The 17,959-nt window shown below is 41.4% G+C and carries 14 protein-coding genes and 1 tRNA gene; 11 read left to right on the plus strand and 4 right to left on the minus strand.

The window, feature by feature from the left end:
• Positions 1-155: 155 nt before the first annotated feature.
• Positions 156-1,652 carry a M28 family peptidase gene (locus tag B879_RS03600; RefSeq protein WP_040400218.1) on the plus strand — a complete coding sequence of 499 codons (1,497 nt, stop codon included), beginning with the start codon at positions 156-158 and terminating at the stop codon, positions 1,650-1,652.
• 119 nt (positions 1,653-1,771) lie between these two features.
• A complete protein-coding gene (locus tag B879_RS03605) occupies positions 1,772-2,362 on the plus strand; it encodes a hypothetical protein (protein ID WP_009183782.1) in 591 nt (196 codons plus the stop codon).
• Positions 2,363-2,530: 168 nt separating this feature from the next.
• Here B879_RS03605 and B879_RS03610 read toward each other — a convergent pair whose 3' ends face one another.
• Positions 2,531-3,931 carry a TlpA family protein disulfide reductase gene (locus B879_RS03610; RefSeq protein WP_009183783.1) on the minus strand — a complete coding sequence of 467 codons (1,401 nt, stop codon included), beginning with the start codon at positions 3,929-3,931 and terminating at the stop codon, positions 2,531-2,533.
• A 767-nt stretch (positions 3,932-4,698) separates the two neighbouring features.
• Positions 4,699-6,060, minus strand: a complete 1,362-nt coding sequence (locus B879_RS03620) for a DEAD/DEAH box helicase (RefSeq protein ID WP_009183784.1) — start codon at positions 6,058-6,060, stop codon at positions 4,699-4,701.
• 139 nt (positions 6,061-6,199) lie between these two features.
• On the opposite strand from B879_RS03620, the gene B879_RS03625 reads away from it, so the two are divergent.
• The 8 genes from B879_RS03625 (at position 6,200) to B879_RS03660 (ending at position 13,725) form a co-directional block, all read left to right on the plus strand.
• Positions 6,200-7,549, plus strand: a complete 1,350-nt coding sequence (locus tag B879_RS03625) for a dihydroorotase (protein WP_009183785.1) — start codon at positions 6,200-6,202, stop codon at positions 7,547-7,549.
• Positions 7,550-7,623: 74 nt separating this feature from the next.
• Positions 7,624-7,699 (plus strand) — tRNA-His (locus tag B879_RS03630).
• A 349-nt stretch (positions 7,700-8,048) separates the two neighbouring features.
• Complete coding sequence (locus tag B879_RS03635) at positions 8,049-9,965, plus strand: amylo-alpha-1,6-glucosidase (RefSeq protein WP_009183787.1); 1,917 nt, start codon at positions 8,049-8,051, stop codon at positions 9,963-9,965.
• Positions 9,966-9,975: 10 nt separating this feature from the next.
• Positions 9,976-11,265, plus strand: a complete 1,290-nt coding sequence (locus B879_RS03640) for a glycosyltransferase family 4 protein (protein WP_009183788.1) — start codon at positions 9,976-9,978, stop codon at positions 11,263-11,265.
• Positions 11,262-12,476 (plus strand): glycoside hydrolase family 57 protein, encoded by a 1,215-nt coding sequence (locus B879_RS03645; RefSeq protein ID WP_009183789.1) that lies wholly within the window; start codon positions 11,262-11,264, stop codon positions 12,474-12,476. Before B879_RS03640 ends, B879_RS03645 begins: the two co-directional genes overlap by 4 nt.
• Before the next feature lie 7 nt (positions 12,477-12,483).
• Complete coding sequence (locus B879_RS03650) at positions 12,484-12,990, plus strand: RidA family protein (RefSeq protein ID WP_009183790.1); 507 nt, start codon at positions 12,484-12,486, stop codon at positions 12,988-12,990.
• A gap of 17 nt (positions 12,991-13,007) precedes the next feature.
• Complete coding sequence (locus B879_RS03655) at positions 13,008-13,466, plus strand: hypothetical protein (protein ID WP_009183791.1); 459 nt, start codon at positions 13,008-13,010, stop codon at positions 13,464-13,466.
• Complete coding sequence (locus tag B879_RS03660) at positions 13,453-13,725, plus strand: hypothetical protein (RefSeq protein WP_009183792.1); 273 nt, start codon at positions 13,453-13,455, stop codon at positions 13,723-13,725. Before B879_RS03655 ends, B879_RS03660 begins: the two co-directional genes overlap by 14 nt.
• 2 nt (positions 13,726-13,727) lie before the next feature.
• Here the strand turns inward: B879_RS03660 and B879_RS03665 are convergent, their stop codons facing one another.
• Positions 13,728-14,408, minus strand: coding sequence for a DUF2461 domain-containing protein (locus B879_RS03665; protein ID WP_040400200.1), 681 nt, complete (start codon positions 14,406-14,408; stop codon positions 13,728-13,730).
• 46 nt (positions 14,409-14,454) lie between these two features.
• Positions 14,455-15,753, minus strand: a complete 1,299-nt coding sequence (locus B879_RS03670; RefSeq protein WP_009183794.1) for a UDP-N-acetylmuramoyl-tripeptide--D-alanyl-D-alanine ligase — start codon at positions 15,751-15,753, stop codon at positions 14,455-14,457.
• Positions 15,754-15,844: 91 nt separating this feature from the next.
• Here B879_RS03670 and B879_RS03675 point away from each other — a divergent pair, with 91 nt between their 5' ends.
• On the plus strand, positions 15,845-17,956 hold the full coding sequence (locus B879_RS03675) for a T9SS type A sorting domain-containing protein (protein WP_009183795.1): 2,112 nt from the start codon (positions 15,845-15,847) through the stop codon (positions 17,954-17,956).
• Positions 17,957-17,959: the final 3 nt, after the last annotated feature.

Raw genomic sequence — 17,959 nt, forward strand, 5'->3', positions numbered from 1 at the left:
TTTTAGGTACTGCAAATGTATAAATTATTGGATGATAATGGCTTTTCCGTTCAAAGAATTCTACCATTACAACACTGAAATTGACAAACGGTTTTATGGGTTTCAGAATTATTTCTAATTTTAAAGCCTTAATTGTTGAAATAGAAAAAAGACGTATGAAAAGAAGATTTTGGTTAGTTGGAGCCTTGGCGTTGTTGCTAGGGGCCAATGTTTCTGCCCAAGATGCTACAGCACTGAAATATGGTGCAACCATCACGGCAGAAGACTTGGAGCGACACCTTAGATACATCGCATCGGAGGAGCTTCAGGGGAGAGATACTGGTGCTGAAGGACAGAAAAAAGCAGCTGAATACTTGAAAGCGCACTTCCAAGACTTGGGCCTTACCGGACCGGTTAATGGTGATTATTATCAAGTGTTTGATTTGGCTGCTGTTTCTTACCCGGAAGTTACTTTTCAATTGGGAAGAGAAAAACTGGAAGCCAATAAGGATTTTATCTTCATTGGTGACGGAGATATGAGGCGTGCGCAGCGTGCAGACCTCGTGTTTTTAGGAGAAGCTACTGAAGGCAATCTTTCCAAGGTAGATGTCAACGGAAAGTTGGTTGGCTTATGGGCGATTGGCGCAAGGGCACAAAACGTGGTGAAGGATGTGATGGATGCCGGTGCTTTAGGTATTGTAATCACCACTATGGAGGATCAGGCTAATTTTGACAGATTAGCCAGCAGATATCGTTCATTAAGCACTTCAGGACGTCTGGGTTTTGAGCAAGCTACCAAGCAGGAGCCGATTTTCCTTGTAAGTGCTACCCAAATGGCGAGGATTTTTGACGTGCCTATGGAGATCTTGAAAGAAGCAGCCAGGAATAATCCTGAATCCATCAACGCCAAAAAGGTAAGCTATCAGGTCAAAAAGAACAAAAGGATAGTGTCCACTGAAAATGTTTTGGGATACCTGGAAGGAACAGATAAGAAAGATGAAGTTTTGGTTATTTCTGCCCATTATGACCACGTGGCACCTAATGCAGACGGCAGTGTTAATTATGGAGCGGACGACAATGGGTCTGGAACTGTCGCTGTTATGGAAATAGCAGAAGCCTTTGCGATGGCGGCCAAAGACGGTATCCGTCCCAGAAGAAGTATCCTCTTTATTGCTTTGACTGCGGAAGAAAAAGGATTACTCGGATCACAGTACTATGTAGAAAATCCAATTTTCCCCTTAGAAAATACGGTCAACAACTTCAATATTGATATGTTGGGCAGGATAGATTATGAATACCAGGATGTAGAAAATCCAAATTACCTTTATGCCATCGGCTCAGACATGTTGTCCAGCCATTTGAAAATTATCCTAGATTATAACAACATTACCTACACTGGATTAACTTTGGATTACCGCTATGATGCTCCTGATGATCCGAATAGGTTCTATTATAGGTCTGATCATTACAATTTTGCCAAATACAACATTCCATCGATCTTCTTTTTCTCAGGCTTGCATGATGACTACCATACACCTGCAGATACCGTGGATAAAATTGAGTTTCCCCTGATGACCACTAGGGCCAGGTTGATTTTCCATCTTTCATGGGATATCGCCAACAGAGAACACAGAACACCTGTAGATGGCACCAATACCAGAGGAGAAAGATAATTAAGATAATTTCCATATTTAGAACCTTCAGTGCTCACCAATTCGGTGTTTTACTGAAGGTTTTTCTTTTTTTAAGGGGCAAAATTGGTTAAATTCCATCATCAAAATCTAACCTGTCTATGAAAACATTATGCTTCCTCACTGCTCTATTTTTTATTAGTGATTTCAGCTTTGCCCAACAAATACCGTCTAAAGAAATTCAGATAAAAACTGCTCTGATGGCTGCCCCTGATGAGTTAAAAGCAGACGCCATGGTATATGGGTACGATGAAAAGGGAAATTTGATGGTATTGAGAAGAGGGAATAATGATTTAATTTGCCTGACTGATGACCCCAATTCTCCAGGTTTTAACGTGGCATGTTATCATAAAGACCTTGATGAATTTATGGAAAGGGGGCGTGTTTTGAAGAGGGAAGGGAAAAGTGCTCAAGAAATTTTTGATATACGTGAGGCAGAGGCCAAAAGTGGAAAATTAAAAATGCCCAAAGATGGAGCCACCTTATATGTAAGGACTGCCGATGCCAAAGATTACAACCCCTTAACAGGAGAGGTTCAGGATTCCTACCTTCGGTATGTGGTTTATATCCCTTGGGCTACTGCTGAGAGTACAGGTCTGCCTCTGCGCCCCTCCGGTCCTGCCATGCCATGGATCATGGATCCCGGTACCCATAGGGCGCATATAATGATCAATCCTCCCAGGGATAATTAGGGCGTGCTGAAAAATGCCAATTGGAGAGAAGTAATTGTACCAAGTACCAAGTACGATGTACCAAGTATAGCGCACCTTGAGTAATTTGGGGTTTGTGGATAATAGTTGGTTTTCCGCTATTTTGAATTCTCTATAGTTGGGAAAGCTTATATAATTTTGAAAACCCTGTTATAAGAATTGATCCAATGTTTTCCGGATATCTCCTGATGGCCTTTCGGCATTTGGGTCAATAATCTTTCCTTCCTGGTCCAAAAGAATAAATCTTGGTATGGAATTGACCATAAAGTATTGGTTCAGGTCAGATCTCCAAGCTTTTTCGGCTATCCATTGCAAACCCTCCATATTTTTGGATATGACCATTTTTTCCCAGTTTTCTTTGTTTTCATCAATGGAAATGGTCAAAAAAGAAACCAGTTTGTCTTTGTACTCCTCTTTTAATTGGTCCCAGTACGGATGTTCTTCAATACAGGGTTTGCACCAAGTAGCCCAAATGTCGATGTAAACCAAGGTGCCTTTTAGGTTGCTTAATTGGACCATCTCACCGGAAATGTCTTCAAAAGTAAAGTCAGGAATTGCCATGCCGGGTAAAATGGCATCCCATTTTTTTAGCTCTTTTTCCAGTTTCGTGACAAGTTTTGGACTCTGATTTTCAGCTTGGAATTTTTCAATGGATGGTTTAGCAGCTTCAAGTCCTTTGAATTGCAGGTTTTCTATCGCGTGTCTGAATAAAAAATAGTCTTTGACCAATTGGTTTTCCAAAAGATCTTCCATGGCTAAAAATGACGCCCTCTCATTCCCTTCAGGAGTATTTTGTAGGGTACTGTCCTGTTTGGAAATTTCATTGGTTTTTTCGCTGAGCAGATGACTTATGATAGCTGTGTAGGTTCCGTCAATCAGTAAGTCACTTCTGTCTAAGTCAATTTCAGCCAACTTGGCTTTCATTTCTTCCAAAGGAAAGTCTAGATCTTCTTTGTCAACATTTTTAAAATAGGACTGATAATTCAGGTAATAGATATCCATTGAAAGGGGAGAAAACTCAAAATAAGCTTCTTCCAGTTTTAAAAATCCGGGATGAAGTTCATGCGCTTGCTTCAAATTTTCGAAACGCCCACTTTGTTTGGTGAAAAATATATTCATTCCTTCAAGGTACTCATCCTTATCTTTTTCAATTAGGTCCATCATACTGCTTTCAGAATAAGACCTTCCTTTTTCAACCAAATAAGTGTTTTCTTCAACCCGATCTCCAGAAGCCTGAAAGCTGTTCCTGAAATCTTTGGCATCAGCAGTCACATAAATGCTGTCTCCTGGGGCCATAAACAGCTCAAATGATCTTCGATCCGTTCCCAGCTGAAAAGTCTGATAATCATCGATTTCCAGACGGATGAGAAAATACCCATCCTCTGCTAAAGGAAAGAACTCCAAGTCATTTTCCATGTAAAGCTCCACTTCCTTTGATTCAGAATTAAGAAATTGCCCTGCAATAATGATTGTTGAATCGAATGCCTGTTTTGGCCCACAACTAAAAACGAAAAGTAAAAGGAATAAAGGGGAAATGGATAAATGCCTCATTTTGATCAAATTATATTAGAAGCATAATATCAGAAAAATTCACTAAATTTTTAATGCCAGGTATGTTTTTTTATGGAAATTTAAGATTTGGGGAAATGTAAAGAAAGGGGGATCACTGTTGTTTTAAACCTCTTCTCTAGCTATTAAAATTTGTTATTTAAAGAAAGGATATTTCAAATTAAATGGTAAGGCCTCGGCAAGCTTGGCCACCGGATAGGCCTTAAATAAGTGGTGGTGGGGGAGGGAAATGCGGCAGGGCTGCATTTCCCTCCCCCACCACCTGAAAAAGCAAACCTCCCGATCCCCGAGCCTGCCGAGGGGAAGATTATAAATCTGTCAATGGCAACTGGAGCTTGCGGAGGTGAAGGTCTGCCCCGTAGCATTACGGGGGATCTCCTCTATTTTGTGAGACAGACAGACTCCCCGAAAGTATCGGGGGAGGCTTCCGCTTTACTCAGAGTGACGTTTACTTGTGTCAATGTTCTCTACCACTACCACAGAGGGAAATTTGTGACAGAATTTTTTTAACCACATAGGAGAAGATAGCACACATAGCTTCCCCTGTATCAACCGTTTGATTTTAAAAATAAAGGTTTGCTGCTGCCCTGCTATGTTTTCTAGGTCACTTTCCCAATTCGGAGAAGGATTTCTTTTGCTTTAGGAGACCCTTTTCCCGAGCCTTTGGGATCAGCATGACGGTTACCTAAACTTGTCATTGGTACCGCTTCTTGGTACTTGGTACATAGTACATGGTACAATTTCCGCTATCACCCTTTATTCTTCCACTTGCCCTGACTTTTAAGCTGGTTGCGGTTCCTTTTGGCTTTGGAGTTTTTGTTGCCCCTTTTTTCTTTCTTTTGGTCGGGATTCGGTCTATACTTTACTTTTTTCTCGTGGAAAGCCCCTTTGTAATCCGGGTTATCTTTCTTTTTCTGATTATCAATTTCCCTTTCATACCCCTGCTTTTCTTCAAAAGGAGTTTGTGTGATGTCTACTTCAGCAGGGATCTGTACCCTTGGCACTTCCATGCGGATGATTTCCTGGATTTTTTCAAAATGGTACTCCTCAGCAGGGTTGATAAAGGTGATGGCAAAGCCTTCATTTTCAGCCCTACCGGTCCTTCCAATTCTGTGGACATAATCTTCATAAATCAGAGGTACATCAAAATTGATCACATGACTGACCATACTGATGTCCAATCCTCTGGCTGCTACATCCGTGGCTACCAATATCCTGACATCCCCAGCCTTGAAATCCTCCATGGAATTGATGCGGGTGTTTTGGCCTTTATTGGCATGGATTACCCGGATTTCTCCCAGCTTCTTTCTTTCCAGGAAGTTGAATACGGATTCTGCATTTTTCCTGGACTTGGCAAAAATGATCACCCTATTCAAGTTTTCATCCTTCAGGAGATGAATGAGCAGGTTGATTTTTGTTTTGATATTGGGCACATCATATTTGACTTGTTGAATGGTCTCGGCGGTTGTGGCCTGGGGGGCGACTTCTACCCTTTCCGGAAATTCCAAAAACTCCTGTGAAAACTTTTCCACTTTTGGCCCAAAAGTGGCTGAAAAGAGCAGGTTTTGTCTTTTGACCGGTATGAATTCTAAGATGCTTCTTATTTGAGGCATGAAACCCATATCCAGCATTTTATCTGCTTCATCGAGTATCATGGTTTTTATCTCTTTTGTGAAAATCTCCCCTTTTTTGTAGAGGTCTATAAACCTCCCCGGAGTAGAGATGATGATATCCACACCCGCCTGAAGTTTCTCAATCTGCGTTTTGGGCCCTAAGCCTCCATATAAACAGACATAGCGTAAATCTGTATACTTTCCAAAAGTAACCACAGCCTCTTCTATCTGCATCACAAGTTCCCGTGTAGGGGCCAAAATCAAAGCACGGGGATGCATGCCTTGTGCGTATTTAACCTTCATTAGTAAAGGGAGCACATAGGCGGCCGTTTTTCCTGTTCCTGTCTGGGCAATCCCTAATACATCATGTCCGGACAAAGCCAAGGGAAGAGCCTTTTCCTGAATAGGTGTAGGTTTGGTATAGCCTGCATCGCTCACCGCTTCCAAAAGCTGTTTGTTCAATTTAAAATTTTCAAAAGTAAGCGTGCTATCGGGCATGATTTTGTATTTTTGGATCAATGGTTAAATGGCCATCAAGTGAACACTTTTGTGTTTGAGCAGGTTGAATTTTATGACAAGCTTGCTTTGAAGGTCATTTCGGAAAATGATTACAAAGAAATTAATCCCATAAATTCAAATGAAAAGTATACTGATAACCGGTGCAAATATAGTAAATGAAGGGGAGATAACCCGATCCGATATTTTGGTAAAGGATGGATTGATCTATAATGTTGGAAAAGACCTGTCTGAATTTGATGCAGACATACACATCAAGGCTGATGGTAAATATATCTTTCCAGGTTTGATTGATGATCAGGTACATTTTAGAGAACCGGGGTTGACACACAAAGCCGAAATTTATACCGAAGCAAAAGCAGCTGTAGCCGGAGGTGTTACCTCCTATATGGAAATGCCCAATACCGTTCCTCAAGCAGTTACTATAGAATTGTTGGAAGAGAAATATAAAATTGCTTCAGAAAAGTCTCTGGCCAATTATTCCTTCTTTTTTGGCGCGACCAACGATAATATAGATGAGATTTTAAAACTGGATCCCGAAAATGTTTGTGGGGTAAAAGTATTTCAGGGATCTTCTACCGGAAATATGCTGGTGGATAATCAGGAAAGCTTGGAGCGTATTTTTGCAGAATGTAAAATGTTGATTGCCACGCACAGCGAGAATGATAACATCATCAAAGCCAACTTAGAAAAGTATAAGAAGGAATATGGAGAAGATATTCCTGTTAAGTTTCATCCCAAAATCCGATCTGAAGAGGCTTGTTATGATGCTTCCAAAAAAGTGGTAGATATGGCAAGAAGGTATGGCAGCAAACTACATGTTTTGCATATCAGTACAGGGAAGGAGGTTGAGCTTTTCGATCCACATATTCCTTTAGAAGAAAAAAGAATCACCGCAGAGGCCTGTATCCATCACCTTTGGTTTTCGGAAGATGATTATGAAGAAAAAGGTAATTTGATAAAGTGGAACCCAGCTGTGAAAACCAAAGATGACAGAGAAAGGATATTGGAGGGCGTCAAGAATGGGAACATTGATGTAATAGCGACCGATCATGCACCTCATACCTTGGAAGAAAAAAGTAAATCTTATACCTCTGCACCTTCAGGAGGTCCTTTGGTTCAGCATAGTTTAGTAGCCCTGTTGGATATGTACCACGATGGCAAGTTAAGGTTGGATGAAATTGTGCAAAAAGCTGTTCACAACGTGGCAATCCTATTTGAAATAGATAAGCGGGGTTTTATCCGACCTGGATACCATGCAGATTTGGCCATTGTGGATCTGGATAGTCCATGGACAGTCGGGAAAGAAAATATTCTTTCCAAATGTGGTTGGTCTCCTTTTGAAGGCCATACTTTTAAGTCCAAAGTAACCCATACTATTGTTTCCGGACATTTGGCGTACGAAAACGGCACATTCCATGAAGGACAAAAAGGACAAAGACTAAAATTTTCAAGAAAAATAGAGGATTGAATATTGTAAAAGAAATTATCAACAATTACCTTTGCAAACCAATCAGGGGAAAGGCCTTGAGAATAATGAAAAACGGTGGTTGTAGCTCAGCAGGTTAGAGCGCTGGTTTGTGGCACCAGAGGTCGCCGGTTCGAATCCGGTCTTCCACCCAAATGCCCCTTATCACAGGGGCATTTTAGTTTTTGATCTATCAGTGAACCCAAATGGCACAAAATTTGTCTGAATGGTATTAATAAGATTTTAAAGGTATGTTCACATTATTCAAGGCTTCGCCAAAATTTCCAAAGGTCAAAACGGTAGACTTGAAAGCTGTAAGACTATATGTGTCAAAGTTTGAAGAGTCACTAAAAAATTTCGAAGAGTTGCAAAAAGAAGGAGTTCGTTCCTGATTTTTCAAATATCAAAAGGTTATGGAAACATAACCTTTTATTTTTATGTTAATTAGTTTTTCTTTCCCGCTCAAAAAGGTATTTTTATGGAAATCTCAAACTTTTAACGCATGAGTTATATCCATTTTGACAAAACCCAGCTGATCAATTTAAATTATTCCCTGGATAGGGAAATCATCCGTACCAATAGAGGAGGATGCTATACCAGTACTACCATTATAGGATGTAACACCAGAAAATATCACGGACTCTTAGTTGCCCCTCAGCCCCAAATAGATGAACAGCTTCATGTGATGCTGTCCACCGTGCATGAAACAGTCATCCAAAGAGGAGCGAGCTTCAATCTGGGGATCAGTAAATTCCCGGGCAATTATTCCCCTAGAGGGCATAAATACCTAGAAGATTTCAGTTCTGAACCTATTCCCAAACTTACCTACAGGGTAGGTGGTGTGGTACTTCAAAAAGAAATTATTTTAGATACCAATCGTGACAGGGTAATGATCCGCTATACGTTGCTGGAAGCACATTCTCCTACCAAAATTCAGATCAAGCCATTTTTGGCCTTCAGAGGCTATCACCACCTGTGTAAGGCCAATGATCAGATCAATAAAGAATTTCAAAAAGTTCCTAATGGAGCCAAGTTTCAGCTTTATCCCCATTACACCCCTTTATACCTACAGCTATCCAAGAAAAATGTATTTGCCCCCATGCCAGAGTGGTACTATAACTTTGAGTATATCATGGAAAGAGAAAGGGGCTATGAATATCAAGAGGACTTATTCTATCCGGGTTATTTTGAATTTGATATTGACAAAGGAGAGTCCGTAATTTTTTCAGCGGGACTAATCGAAGCTGACCCAAGTACCCGACAGCGAGCTTTTGAAAAAGAACTGGCCCGGAGGGTCCCAAGAAATAATTTTGAAAACTGCCTGATTAATTCTGCCAGTCAGTTTATCCAAAAGAGAGACGGAAAAACCCACGTTATTGCAGGTTATCCTTGGTTTGGCTGGTGGGGTAGAGATACATTTATTGCTACTCCCGGCCTTACACTGACGCAAGGGGATAAGGAAACCTTTTTGGCCATCATGGATACCATGGTAGCGGATCTTCACGGGCCATTATTCCCTAATGTTGGTAGTGGTGTAATGAGAAACCTTAGTTCTATGGATGCTTCACTTTGGTTTTTCTGGTCCTTGCAGCAATACATCGCATTCACAGGAGACAAAAAAACAGTTAAATCCCGGTATTTGGAAAAAATGAAAGGCATCATTGATGGGTATAGGCTGGGTACAGACTATAATATTCACATGCTGGAAAATGGGCTCATTTATGGGGGAGAAGAGGGACTGGCGCTGACTTGGATGGATGCAGTCAACTCAGATGGTCCTGTAACACCTAGAATGGGCTGTCCTGTTGAAATCAACGCCCTTTGGTACAATGCCCTTTGTTTTTACCATGAATTGACTGGGGATGAAGAAGTTAAATCTACTGCTGATCGTGTCAAAAAAACTTTCAATGAGGTCTTTTGGGATGAAGAAAGGGGGTACCTAGCAGATTATGTAGATGGGTTTTATAAAGATTGGTCCGTTCGACCCAATATGATATTTGCAACCTCTCTTCCTCATTCCCCCTTGGAGGAAAGTCAAATGGATTCAATTTTGGAAATTGTCAGGTCTAAATTATTAACCAATAGAGGGTTGCGTTCCTTAGCACCGGATGATCCCGGGTATAAAGGCTATTACCATGGCAATCAATTTACACGAGATCAGGCATACCATAACGGAACAGTCTGGGTTTGGTTACTAGGGAATTTTGTGGAGGGTTATCTGAAGTTACATGGTAAATCCGGGAAACGCTTTGTCGAAAAAATCATAGAAAGCTTTGATGGAGTAATGACACAATATGGTGTTGGTACCGTTGCAGAGATTTACGACGGTGATCCTCCACATAGACCAAAAGGAGCCATTTCTCAGGCCTGGAGCATAGGAGAATTACTTCGAATCATGTATTTAGTGAAAAAAGTTTAACTGTTTGTATATGAAGGTTTTAATGTTCGGGTGGGAGTTTCCCCCACATATTTCCGGAGGATTGGGGACAGCTTGCTATGGCTTGGTGAAGGGATTGGTTCACCACAAGCAGGACATCATTTTTGTGGTGCCCAAACTTTGGGGGGATGAAGAGCCATTGGCGGACTTTGTCAATGCCAGCGATGTGGTGATTGACTATCGTGAACGGAAGTTTAAAAAGATTTGGAAAAACCTCACCTACTTGGAGGTCAGCAGTTTTTTGGTTCCTTACCTAGGCCCGGAAGAGTTTAAAAAATATACGGACTATACTTTACATGATAGGACTGATGTAGATGAAAGTGTTTTCTCCAATAAGTTTGAGTTTAGCGGAAAATATGGGAAAGATCTGATTAAAGAGGTTTCGCGTTATGCTTTAGTAGCTGCTCAAATTGCCAAGTCCAAGGATCACGATCTCATTCATGCCCACGATTGGTTGGCCTATCCTGCGGGCATTGCGGCAAAGGAAATATCAGGGAAGCCATTTATAGCACATATTCATGCCACACAGTTTGACCGGGCCGGGGAAGGCGGAGGACAAGGTCCTGTTTATGAAATAGAAAAGGCAGGATTGCTGGCAGCTGACCATATCTTGGCAGTAAGTCACCTGACGAAAAAAGTGGTGATAGAAAAATATGGCGTAGATCCTAATAAAGTCAGTGTCTTACATAATGCGGTTTTGGATGCAAGTATCATTCAATCCTCGGTCAGAAAAAATGTACCTGAAAAAATTGTAACATTTTTGGGAAGAATTACTTTTCAGAAAGGACCTGAATATTTTGTAGAAGCTGCCAAAAAAGTAATCGATAGGGATCCCAATGTCAGGTTTGTAATGGCAGGCAGTGGTGATTTGCTGAACAGGATGGTAGAACGTGTAGCAGAATTGGGCATGGGGACCAAGTTTCACTTTACAGGATTTTTAAAAGGGAAAGACGTGGATGACATGTATGCGATATCAGATGTGTACGTGATGCCTTCCGTATCCGAACCTTTTGGTATTGCTCCCTTAGAGGCGGTAAGGCATAATACCCCGGTGATCATCTCTAAGCAGTCAGGCGTGGCTGAGGTGCTCAGGAATGCCATTAAAATTGATTTTTGGGATGTGGACGCCATGGCCGATGCCATATTTGGGCTTTTGCATTATCACAGTATTTCCAAAATGTTTAAGGAACTTGGCAGTGAGGAACTGAAAAAATTGAAATGGGAGCATGTTGCTGCCAAACTAGTTACTGTTTACGAAAAATTACACCAAGAACAACCATGAGAACCATTTGCTTTTACTTTCAGGTACACCAACCATTCAGGATAAAACCTTATCGTTTTTTTGATATAGGAGAAGACCATTACTATTGGGATGATTATTCCAACAGAAGCATCATTCGAAAAGTGGCCCAAAAATGCTACCTTCCTATGAATGAATTGCTTTTGGAATTGATAAGACGTTACAATGGTAAATTCAAGGTTACTTTTTCCATTTCCGGCGTGTGTTTGGATCAATTTGAACTCTATGCCCCGGATGTGTTGGAAAGCTTCCAAAGGTTGGTTGCCACCGGTCATGTTGAACTCTTGAGTGAGACAGATGCCCATGCATTGTGTTCTCTCGCCAACAAGGAGGAGTTTGTGAGGATGGTAGAAAGTCACAAAGAAAAGATCAAAAGACTCTTTAATGGTTATGAACCCAAAGTCTTTAGGAATACAGAGTTGATTTACTCTGATAAAATCGGTGCTATGGTAGCGGAAATGGGATTTGAAGCCATGCTTACTGAAGGTGCCAAGCATATTTTGGGCTGGAAAAGCCCAAATTTTGTTTATCAAAATTCAGTTGATCCCAATCTCAGAATCCTCCTTAAGAATTTTCAACTCAGCGATGATATTGCTTTCAGGTTCAGTAATAAAACCTGGTCAGATTACCCATTGACTACCGAAAAATTTGTGAATTGGATCAACGCGATCCCTCAGGAACAAGAGGTTTTAAATCTTTTCATGGATTATGAAACTTTCGGGGAGCATCAGTGGGCAGAAACAGGAATATTTGAATTTATGAGGAGCTTGCCAGAGGCAGTTTTCCGTTATACTAATTTCAGTTTTAGTACCACCACTGAGGCGGCAAGAAACGCTAAGCCTATAGCGAAAATACAGGTTCCTACCCCTATTTCATGGGCGGACGAAGAGCGCGACCTTACTGCATGGCTGGGCAATGATCTCCAAAATGAAGCCTTTACCAAACTGTATGAGCTTGAGGCACAGGTTCAGAAAATTGATGATCCGGATATCATAAGGGATTGGAAATACTTACAGACTTCTGATCATTTTTATTACATGTGTACCAAGTTCTTCTCTGACGGAGCAGTACACTCCTATTTCAGCCACTATGATACACCATACGATGCATTCATAAATTATATGAATGTATTGAGTGACTTTATACTTAGGGTGAAAAACAAGTTGAAAGCTTTGGAAGCTGTTGATAAATAAAATAACCATGAAAACACTCATTATTCCTGTCCTAATGTTGCTTTTGGCTTGTGAGGCTAAGGTTTCAGACCAGATGGCTGCTGCAGGACCAGAAGAAGACTTTATTGTGCGATATGACAGGCCAGATGCCAGTATCCTAAGAGGAGTATATATTCCTGAGGGGAAGGAATATTTTTATACTTCTGGCTTGGTAGCACCTGTTAAAAATCCGGATGCCATACCCGGCACCTATCAAAGGTACGGAGACACCTATGAGCAGAGTATAGGAATTTTGGAAAGGATCAAAGAAACTATTGGAGAAGCAGGGTTTACCATGGGAGATGTGATTTTTTTGAGGGTTTATCTGGCCCCTGATAAAGAAGGCAATATTGACTGGAATGCCTGGTTTACAGCTTATGGGGAATATTTCAACAATGATCAAAACCCAAACAAGGTGGCCCGCTCTACTTTGGCTGTTTATGCCTTGGCAAATCCTGATTTGTTGATTGAAATTGAGGCGGTTGCTGCCAGGTAGTTTCAAACACATTGAAAATGAAAATCCGTGTACCCATTTTTCTGTTGACCTTACTTTGGCTCAGCTCATGCGCCTGTGATGGAGAAACCTTGTTCAAAGGGATCATGTGGAGCATGAATAAGTTAGCAGGGGATGGGTATTTCCCTTCCTCTAAAATCATGGCCATTGGTAACTTTGAAAGGGTGGAAGTGAACATGCAGAAAAGCTTCCACGATGGCGTTCGGTACAATGAAGTGGAGTTACGCCTGATCAATGGAAGGGGGCCCCAGCTCCATGTAGGCGAAGAAATCATTGCCAGAAAAGTCGCTGAAATCTACGCTGTGGAATTCAGCAAAATCAATGAATATGATGCGGTGAAAATCACCTTTATTCAAACAGATCCTTTCAACCCGGACAATTTGGCCATGAGTGAATACCATTTCAGGGTAGAGGATTTGATTTCAGACCAAAACCCCAGCGATTATGGACTTCAATAATGAATTCAAACACCCTCCAGTAAATACAGGAGATTGGTTTTTAACCATCTTTATCGCCAATATTCCAATTTTAGGATTGGTCATGCTTATCGTTTGGGCCATTGATAAAAACGGCAATCCCAATAAAGCCAATTGGGCCAAAGCCAAGTTGCTTTGGTATGCAGTAGCTTTTGGCTTAGGGATTATCATCCTAATCTTAATGGGAATAGGAGCGGTTACAGGAATTTTTAATGGGGCCTTCGATGGCTTTGATTTCTAGTTTTAAAGCAGGCCATTGCCGTTTTCTGTCTCTTCTATGGCTCTTGCTAAAAAATCATGGAAGGGTTTCATTTTTTTAAAATTGGCAATCGCTTTTTCCTTGAACTTGCCTGAATTGATTTCATCATCTGTTAAGGCGGTGGAAACGATAAAGCTTTTGAAGCGCAAAAGTTCTATATGTGGGTGGTCAGCTTCATAACCTTTTGGCGAGGTTTTCAGCTGCTCGCCTTCCAGACCTCCAAAGGTTTTTTTGAATGCGGATTCTTCAAGAATCTCTAGCAAATCTTTACCAGAGTAGTCGATTTCCTGACGGATTTTTTTGAGTATATCCGCCGGAGGCATCCATATACCACCCGCTAGGAAGCTTTGTCCAGGTTGAATATGAAGGTAATAGCCTGGTCCATTTGATTTTTTTCCGCCCACTGAGAAATAGGCGGCAAAATTGGTCTTATAGGGATCTTTATTGGCCGAAAACCGAATGTCTCTATTTTGCCGGAATACGCAGTCCTTGGCTTTGAAAGTGGACATCCCAGGTTCCCAAAGACTGATGGATTTGAGCAAAAAATCCACATCTTCCAAAAACTCCATTCTTACCGATTGATACCAATCCCTATTCGCATCCATCCAATCTTTGTGGTTGTTTTCTGTAAGTGCAGAAAGGAAAGAAAGATAGTTTTTACTCATCTTAATAATAATTCGAAAATACCCTGAATTGTTTTGCTTAAAGCTACTAAATGAAATCCACCAAACCTTCCAGTTTCATTCCTCTACTGCCTTTGATCAGGATCATGTAATCTTCCAGTTTGGAATCTTGTAACCAATTTCGGAAGGAAAAAGGATCTGGGAAATAAAGCGATCTGAAAGGTGCTTTTTTTAAGGCTGCCTCGATATATTTTCCTGTAAAGCAGATTTTTTCAAAGTTGTATTGCCCAACCAGCTCTCCCAATTTGGCATGTTCTGCCTCTGTGGCATCGCCCAATTCATACATGTCTCCCAAAATGACCATTTTGTGCTTTTTCCCACTCATCTTTCCGAAGGTGTCAATGGCCACTTCCATACTGGATGGATTGGCATTATAGGCGTCCAAGATGATCAGGTTGGACCTTTTTTCTACCAGCTGGGACCGCATATTGGATGGACGATAAGCTTCAATGGCCTTAACAGCCAAATGCATAGGGATACCAAAATATTTTCCAAGGGTCAATGCGGTGGCGATGTTGCCGAAATTGTAGGCTCCAATGAGTGAACTCAGGTGTACTTGTTCATCACCTTCTACCCTGAATTTCACAAAGGGATCAGCGCCCAGAAATTCAACTTCGCAGAAATCCCCCTTTGCCGGATATAAAACCGGATTTTCAAAGCGCTTGGCCATATTGGACAAAATAGGGTCTTGAGAATTGATGAAAACTACCCCCTTTTTCTCTCTCAAATGCTGAAAGAGTTCTGTTTTGGTTTTCAGTACCCCCTCCGGTCCACCCATGCCCTCGAGATGAGCTTTGCCAATGTTGGTGATAAATCCATGGGTAGGCTCAGCAATGTCGCAAAGCTCTTTGATATCTCCCTGCTTATTGGCTCCCATTTCAATTATCGCAATCTCCGTATCTTTTGGAATGGCCAATAGCGTCAAAGGTACCCCAATATGGTTATTGAGGTTCCCGACGGTGGCAGAAGTTCGGAATTTTTGCTTCAAAACCGCGTGTAAAAGCTCTTTTGAGGTAGTTTTGCCATTACTTCCTGTCAAGCCAATGATCGGAATGGTTAATTGCCTTCTGTGGTAATTGGCTAATTTTTGGAGTGCCAAAAGAACATCATCTACCAAGAAATACCTTGAATCTTCCTGAGGTATAACCCGTTCCTCATCTATCACTACCATGGAAGCCCCTGTTTCCAATGCTTGTGCAGCAAAGTCATTGGCATTGAAATTTGGCCCTTTAAGTGCAAAGAAAATATTATCTTTTTCTATTTTTCTGGTGTCAGTACTGACGCCTGTGGACTTTAAAAAAGCCAGGTATAAATCTTCAATTTTCATGATCACTCAATTAGCTGATAAAATTAAAGCTTTACAAAACATCTTATATCAAAATCAATCGTTTAATTTTAAGTGATCAATATGGCTACTCATGAAGTATTTGCTTTTGCTGCTTTTTATATTCCAGAGTTTTTCTCTCCAAGCTCAGCAAGTTTTCTCCTTTGATCAAAGCATTCCTGTGGAAGTAAATGGGGTGCCACTTGCGCTTCCATTTGCTGCAGGAATCAATGCGGCACAAATTCAGGAAATGGATACCAATGGAGATGGGAAGGAAGAATTGCTGGTATGGGATATCAATTCCAGGAGAATTTTGGTTTTTGAAAATACGATGGATGGCTTTCGGTATCTTCCGGAGATGGCCTATTATTTTCCAACAGATGTCAACGGGTTTTTAGTATTGGCAGATTTTGACGGGGATGGCAGAAAAGACCTTTTCACTAGTTCTCCTTTTGGCATCAAAGCTTACCGGAATGTGACACCTGCAGGAGCCAATTTTCCCCAATGGGAAGTGGCTCAAAACTTCCTCCGATTGGACAATGGGTCCAATGTACAGGCCAATGTGTTGGACATCCCCTTGATAATGGATATTGATGGAGACGGGGATCTGGATATCGTGACCTTTAATTTTGTGGTTGGGGATTACCTGGAGCTTTATAGAAACACCAGCATGGAAAGGAAAGGCGTGCCGGATATTGACGGCTTTGCATTTCCTCAGTCCAGATGGGGAAATTTTGAATTTTGCACTTGTGGAGATTTCAGCTTTGGTCTTACCTGTGGTGGCATTCCTATCAGTGAAGCGCCTGAAGCCGATGAGACTTCAGCAAGAATCCAACATGCCGGTGGGCACTCCGTTTTGTATGCAGATTTTAATGGAGATGGTGTTTTTGATCTTTTACTGGGACAGGATGAATGCGATGTGCTGTATTTTTTACCCAATGAGGGTTCTAATGCAGCACCCCTGTTTCGTTCTTTCTCCACCACGCTGCCAGAATATGGGGCACTGCCTCAATTTCCGATTTTCCATGCTGCCTATTTGAAAGATGAGCAGTTGTTGGTCAGTAGCAATTCCTCCTCAGTAGCAGGGGTTTTTAATGCAGATTATGGCAGAAATGTTTTTTCATTGAGTAAAGGCATTGGGGTGGCTGAGCCCTTTCTGCAATCGGACATGCTGGATTTGGGTGAAAATACCAGGCCTTTTTTTAAAGGGTTCAAAGAAGCAGGAGAGATGGTTCTTACGGCCAATTCGAATGTTGACGGGAGGGTTGTTGGATTGGCATATCAATTTATAAAAGATGAGGAGGGCTTTCGGTTGGTGGAGACAGATTATTTGGGATTGTCAAGTTTAAACTTTACAGACCTGCAGTACCTAGAGTATCAGACCACATCAGGGCAAACTATTTATTGGGTTTCTGGCGTAGATACGGTTAACTTCAGATTGGAAAGGAGGATTTTTGTGGGTAGACAGGCAGATTTAGCATCCATGAGGGAATTGACAGTACCTGTAACAGGGACCAGACCATTGGACCATTTGGAGCCTTTTAGCTTCAACAGTAGAGATTACCTGCTCTTGGCAAAACAGAGTGGAGAATTGGTGTTGTTTTCCCTTGATTTGGAAGGAGAGTGGCGACTAACACTGGAGAGCAGGGATTTCCTGGGATTTCAGGATAATCCTGCCAGTAGGAACCTAAGTGTGCATGTCTTACAGGGACAGAGTCCTTCTCTATATGCCATTGACCAAAGAGGCGTATTGATTTATATTGAAAATTTCATGGAACAGAATCAAAGGCAAACTGTTCAACTTTTTTTACATGGGGTTGAGACGAGTCAGAGCAGATTTGCAAGGAACACTTGGCTAAGTGCTTTATCCATGCCCTTTGGAGCAGGCCATGACCTGATTCTGGGAAATACAGCGGGTGGTTTGGAGTATTTAAAAGGAGTTCAAGGAAGCCTTCCACCATCTACCGAGGATTTTTTGGTGAGGGTTTACCCTAATCCCACCTCAGGTGATTTCCGTGTCTTGAGTTCTCAAAATGCAAGTTTGCGACTGGTTAATATGTTAGGTCAAGTGATCTTGGACGACGTCACCATAGAGGCCAATAGAGTAGAAGAAATACAAGGGTTTGGACTGGCCCCAGGCATTTATGTATTACAATTGGTGAGTGATTCCCGGCAAAAGCTTACAAGGAAACTCTTGGTCAGGTAAATC

It is taken from the genome of Cecembia lonarensis LW9 (genome assembly GCF_000298295.1).
In the GTDB taxonomy this organism is placed as follows: domain Bacteria; phylum Bacteroidota; class Bacteroidia; order Cytophagales; family Cyclobacteriaceae; genus Cecembia; species Cecembia lonarensis.

Coding starts and splice junctions, on each gene's coding strand:
- B879_RS03600 (WP_040400218.1), top strand. CDS start 156: ATGAAAAGAAGATTTTGGTTAGTTGGAGCCTTGGCGTTGTTGCTAGGG.
- B879_RS03605 (WP_009183782.1), top strand. CDS start 1,772: ATGAAAACATTATGCTTCCTCACTGCTCTATTTTTTATTAGTGATTTC.
- B879_RS03610 (WP_009183783.1), bottom strand. CDS start 3,931: ATGAGGCATTTATCCATTTCCCCTTTATTCCTTTTACTTTTCGTTTTT.
- B879_RS03620 (WP_009183784.1), bottom strand. CDS start 6,060: ATGCCCGATAGCACGCTTACTTTTGAAAATTTTAAATTGAACAAACAG.
- B879_RS03625 (WP_009183785.1), top strand. CDS start 6,200: ATGAAAAGTATACTGATAACCGGTGCAAATATAGTAAATGAAGGGGAG.
- B879_RS03635 (WP_009183787.1), top strand. CDS start 8,049: ATGAGTTATATCCATTTTGACAAAACCCAGCTGATCAATTTAAATTAT.
- B879_RS03640 (WP_009183788.1), top strand. CDS start 9,976: ATGAAGGTTTTAATGTTCGGGTGGGAGTTTCCCCCACATATTTCCGGA.
- B879_RS03645 (WP_009183789.1), top strand. CDS start 11,262: ATGAGAACCATTTGCTTTTACTTTCAGGTACACCAACCATTCAGGATA.
- B879_RS03650 (WP_009183790.1), top strand. CDS start 12,484: ATGAAAACACTCATTATTCCTGTCCTAATGTTGCTTTTGGCTTGTGAG.
- B879_RS03655 (WP_009183791.1), top strand. CDS start 13,008: ATGAAAATCCGTGTACCCATTTTTCTGTTGACCTTACTTTGGCTCAGC.
- B879_RS03660 (WP_009183792.1), top strand. CDS start 13,453: ATGGACTTCAATAATGAATTCAAACACCCTCCAGTAAATACAGGAGAT.
- B879_RS03665 (WP_040400200.1), bottom strand. CDS start 14,408: ATGAGTAAAAACTATCTTTCTTTCCTTTCTGCACTTACAGAAAACAAC.
- B879_RS03670 (WP_009183794.1), bottom strand. CDS start 15,753: ATGAAAATTGAAGATTTATACCTGGCTTTTTTAAAGTCCACAGGCGTC.
- B879_RS03675 (WP_009183795.1), top strand. CDS start 15,845: ATGAAGTATTTGCTTTTGCTGCTTTTTATATTCCAGAGTTTTTCTCTC.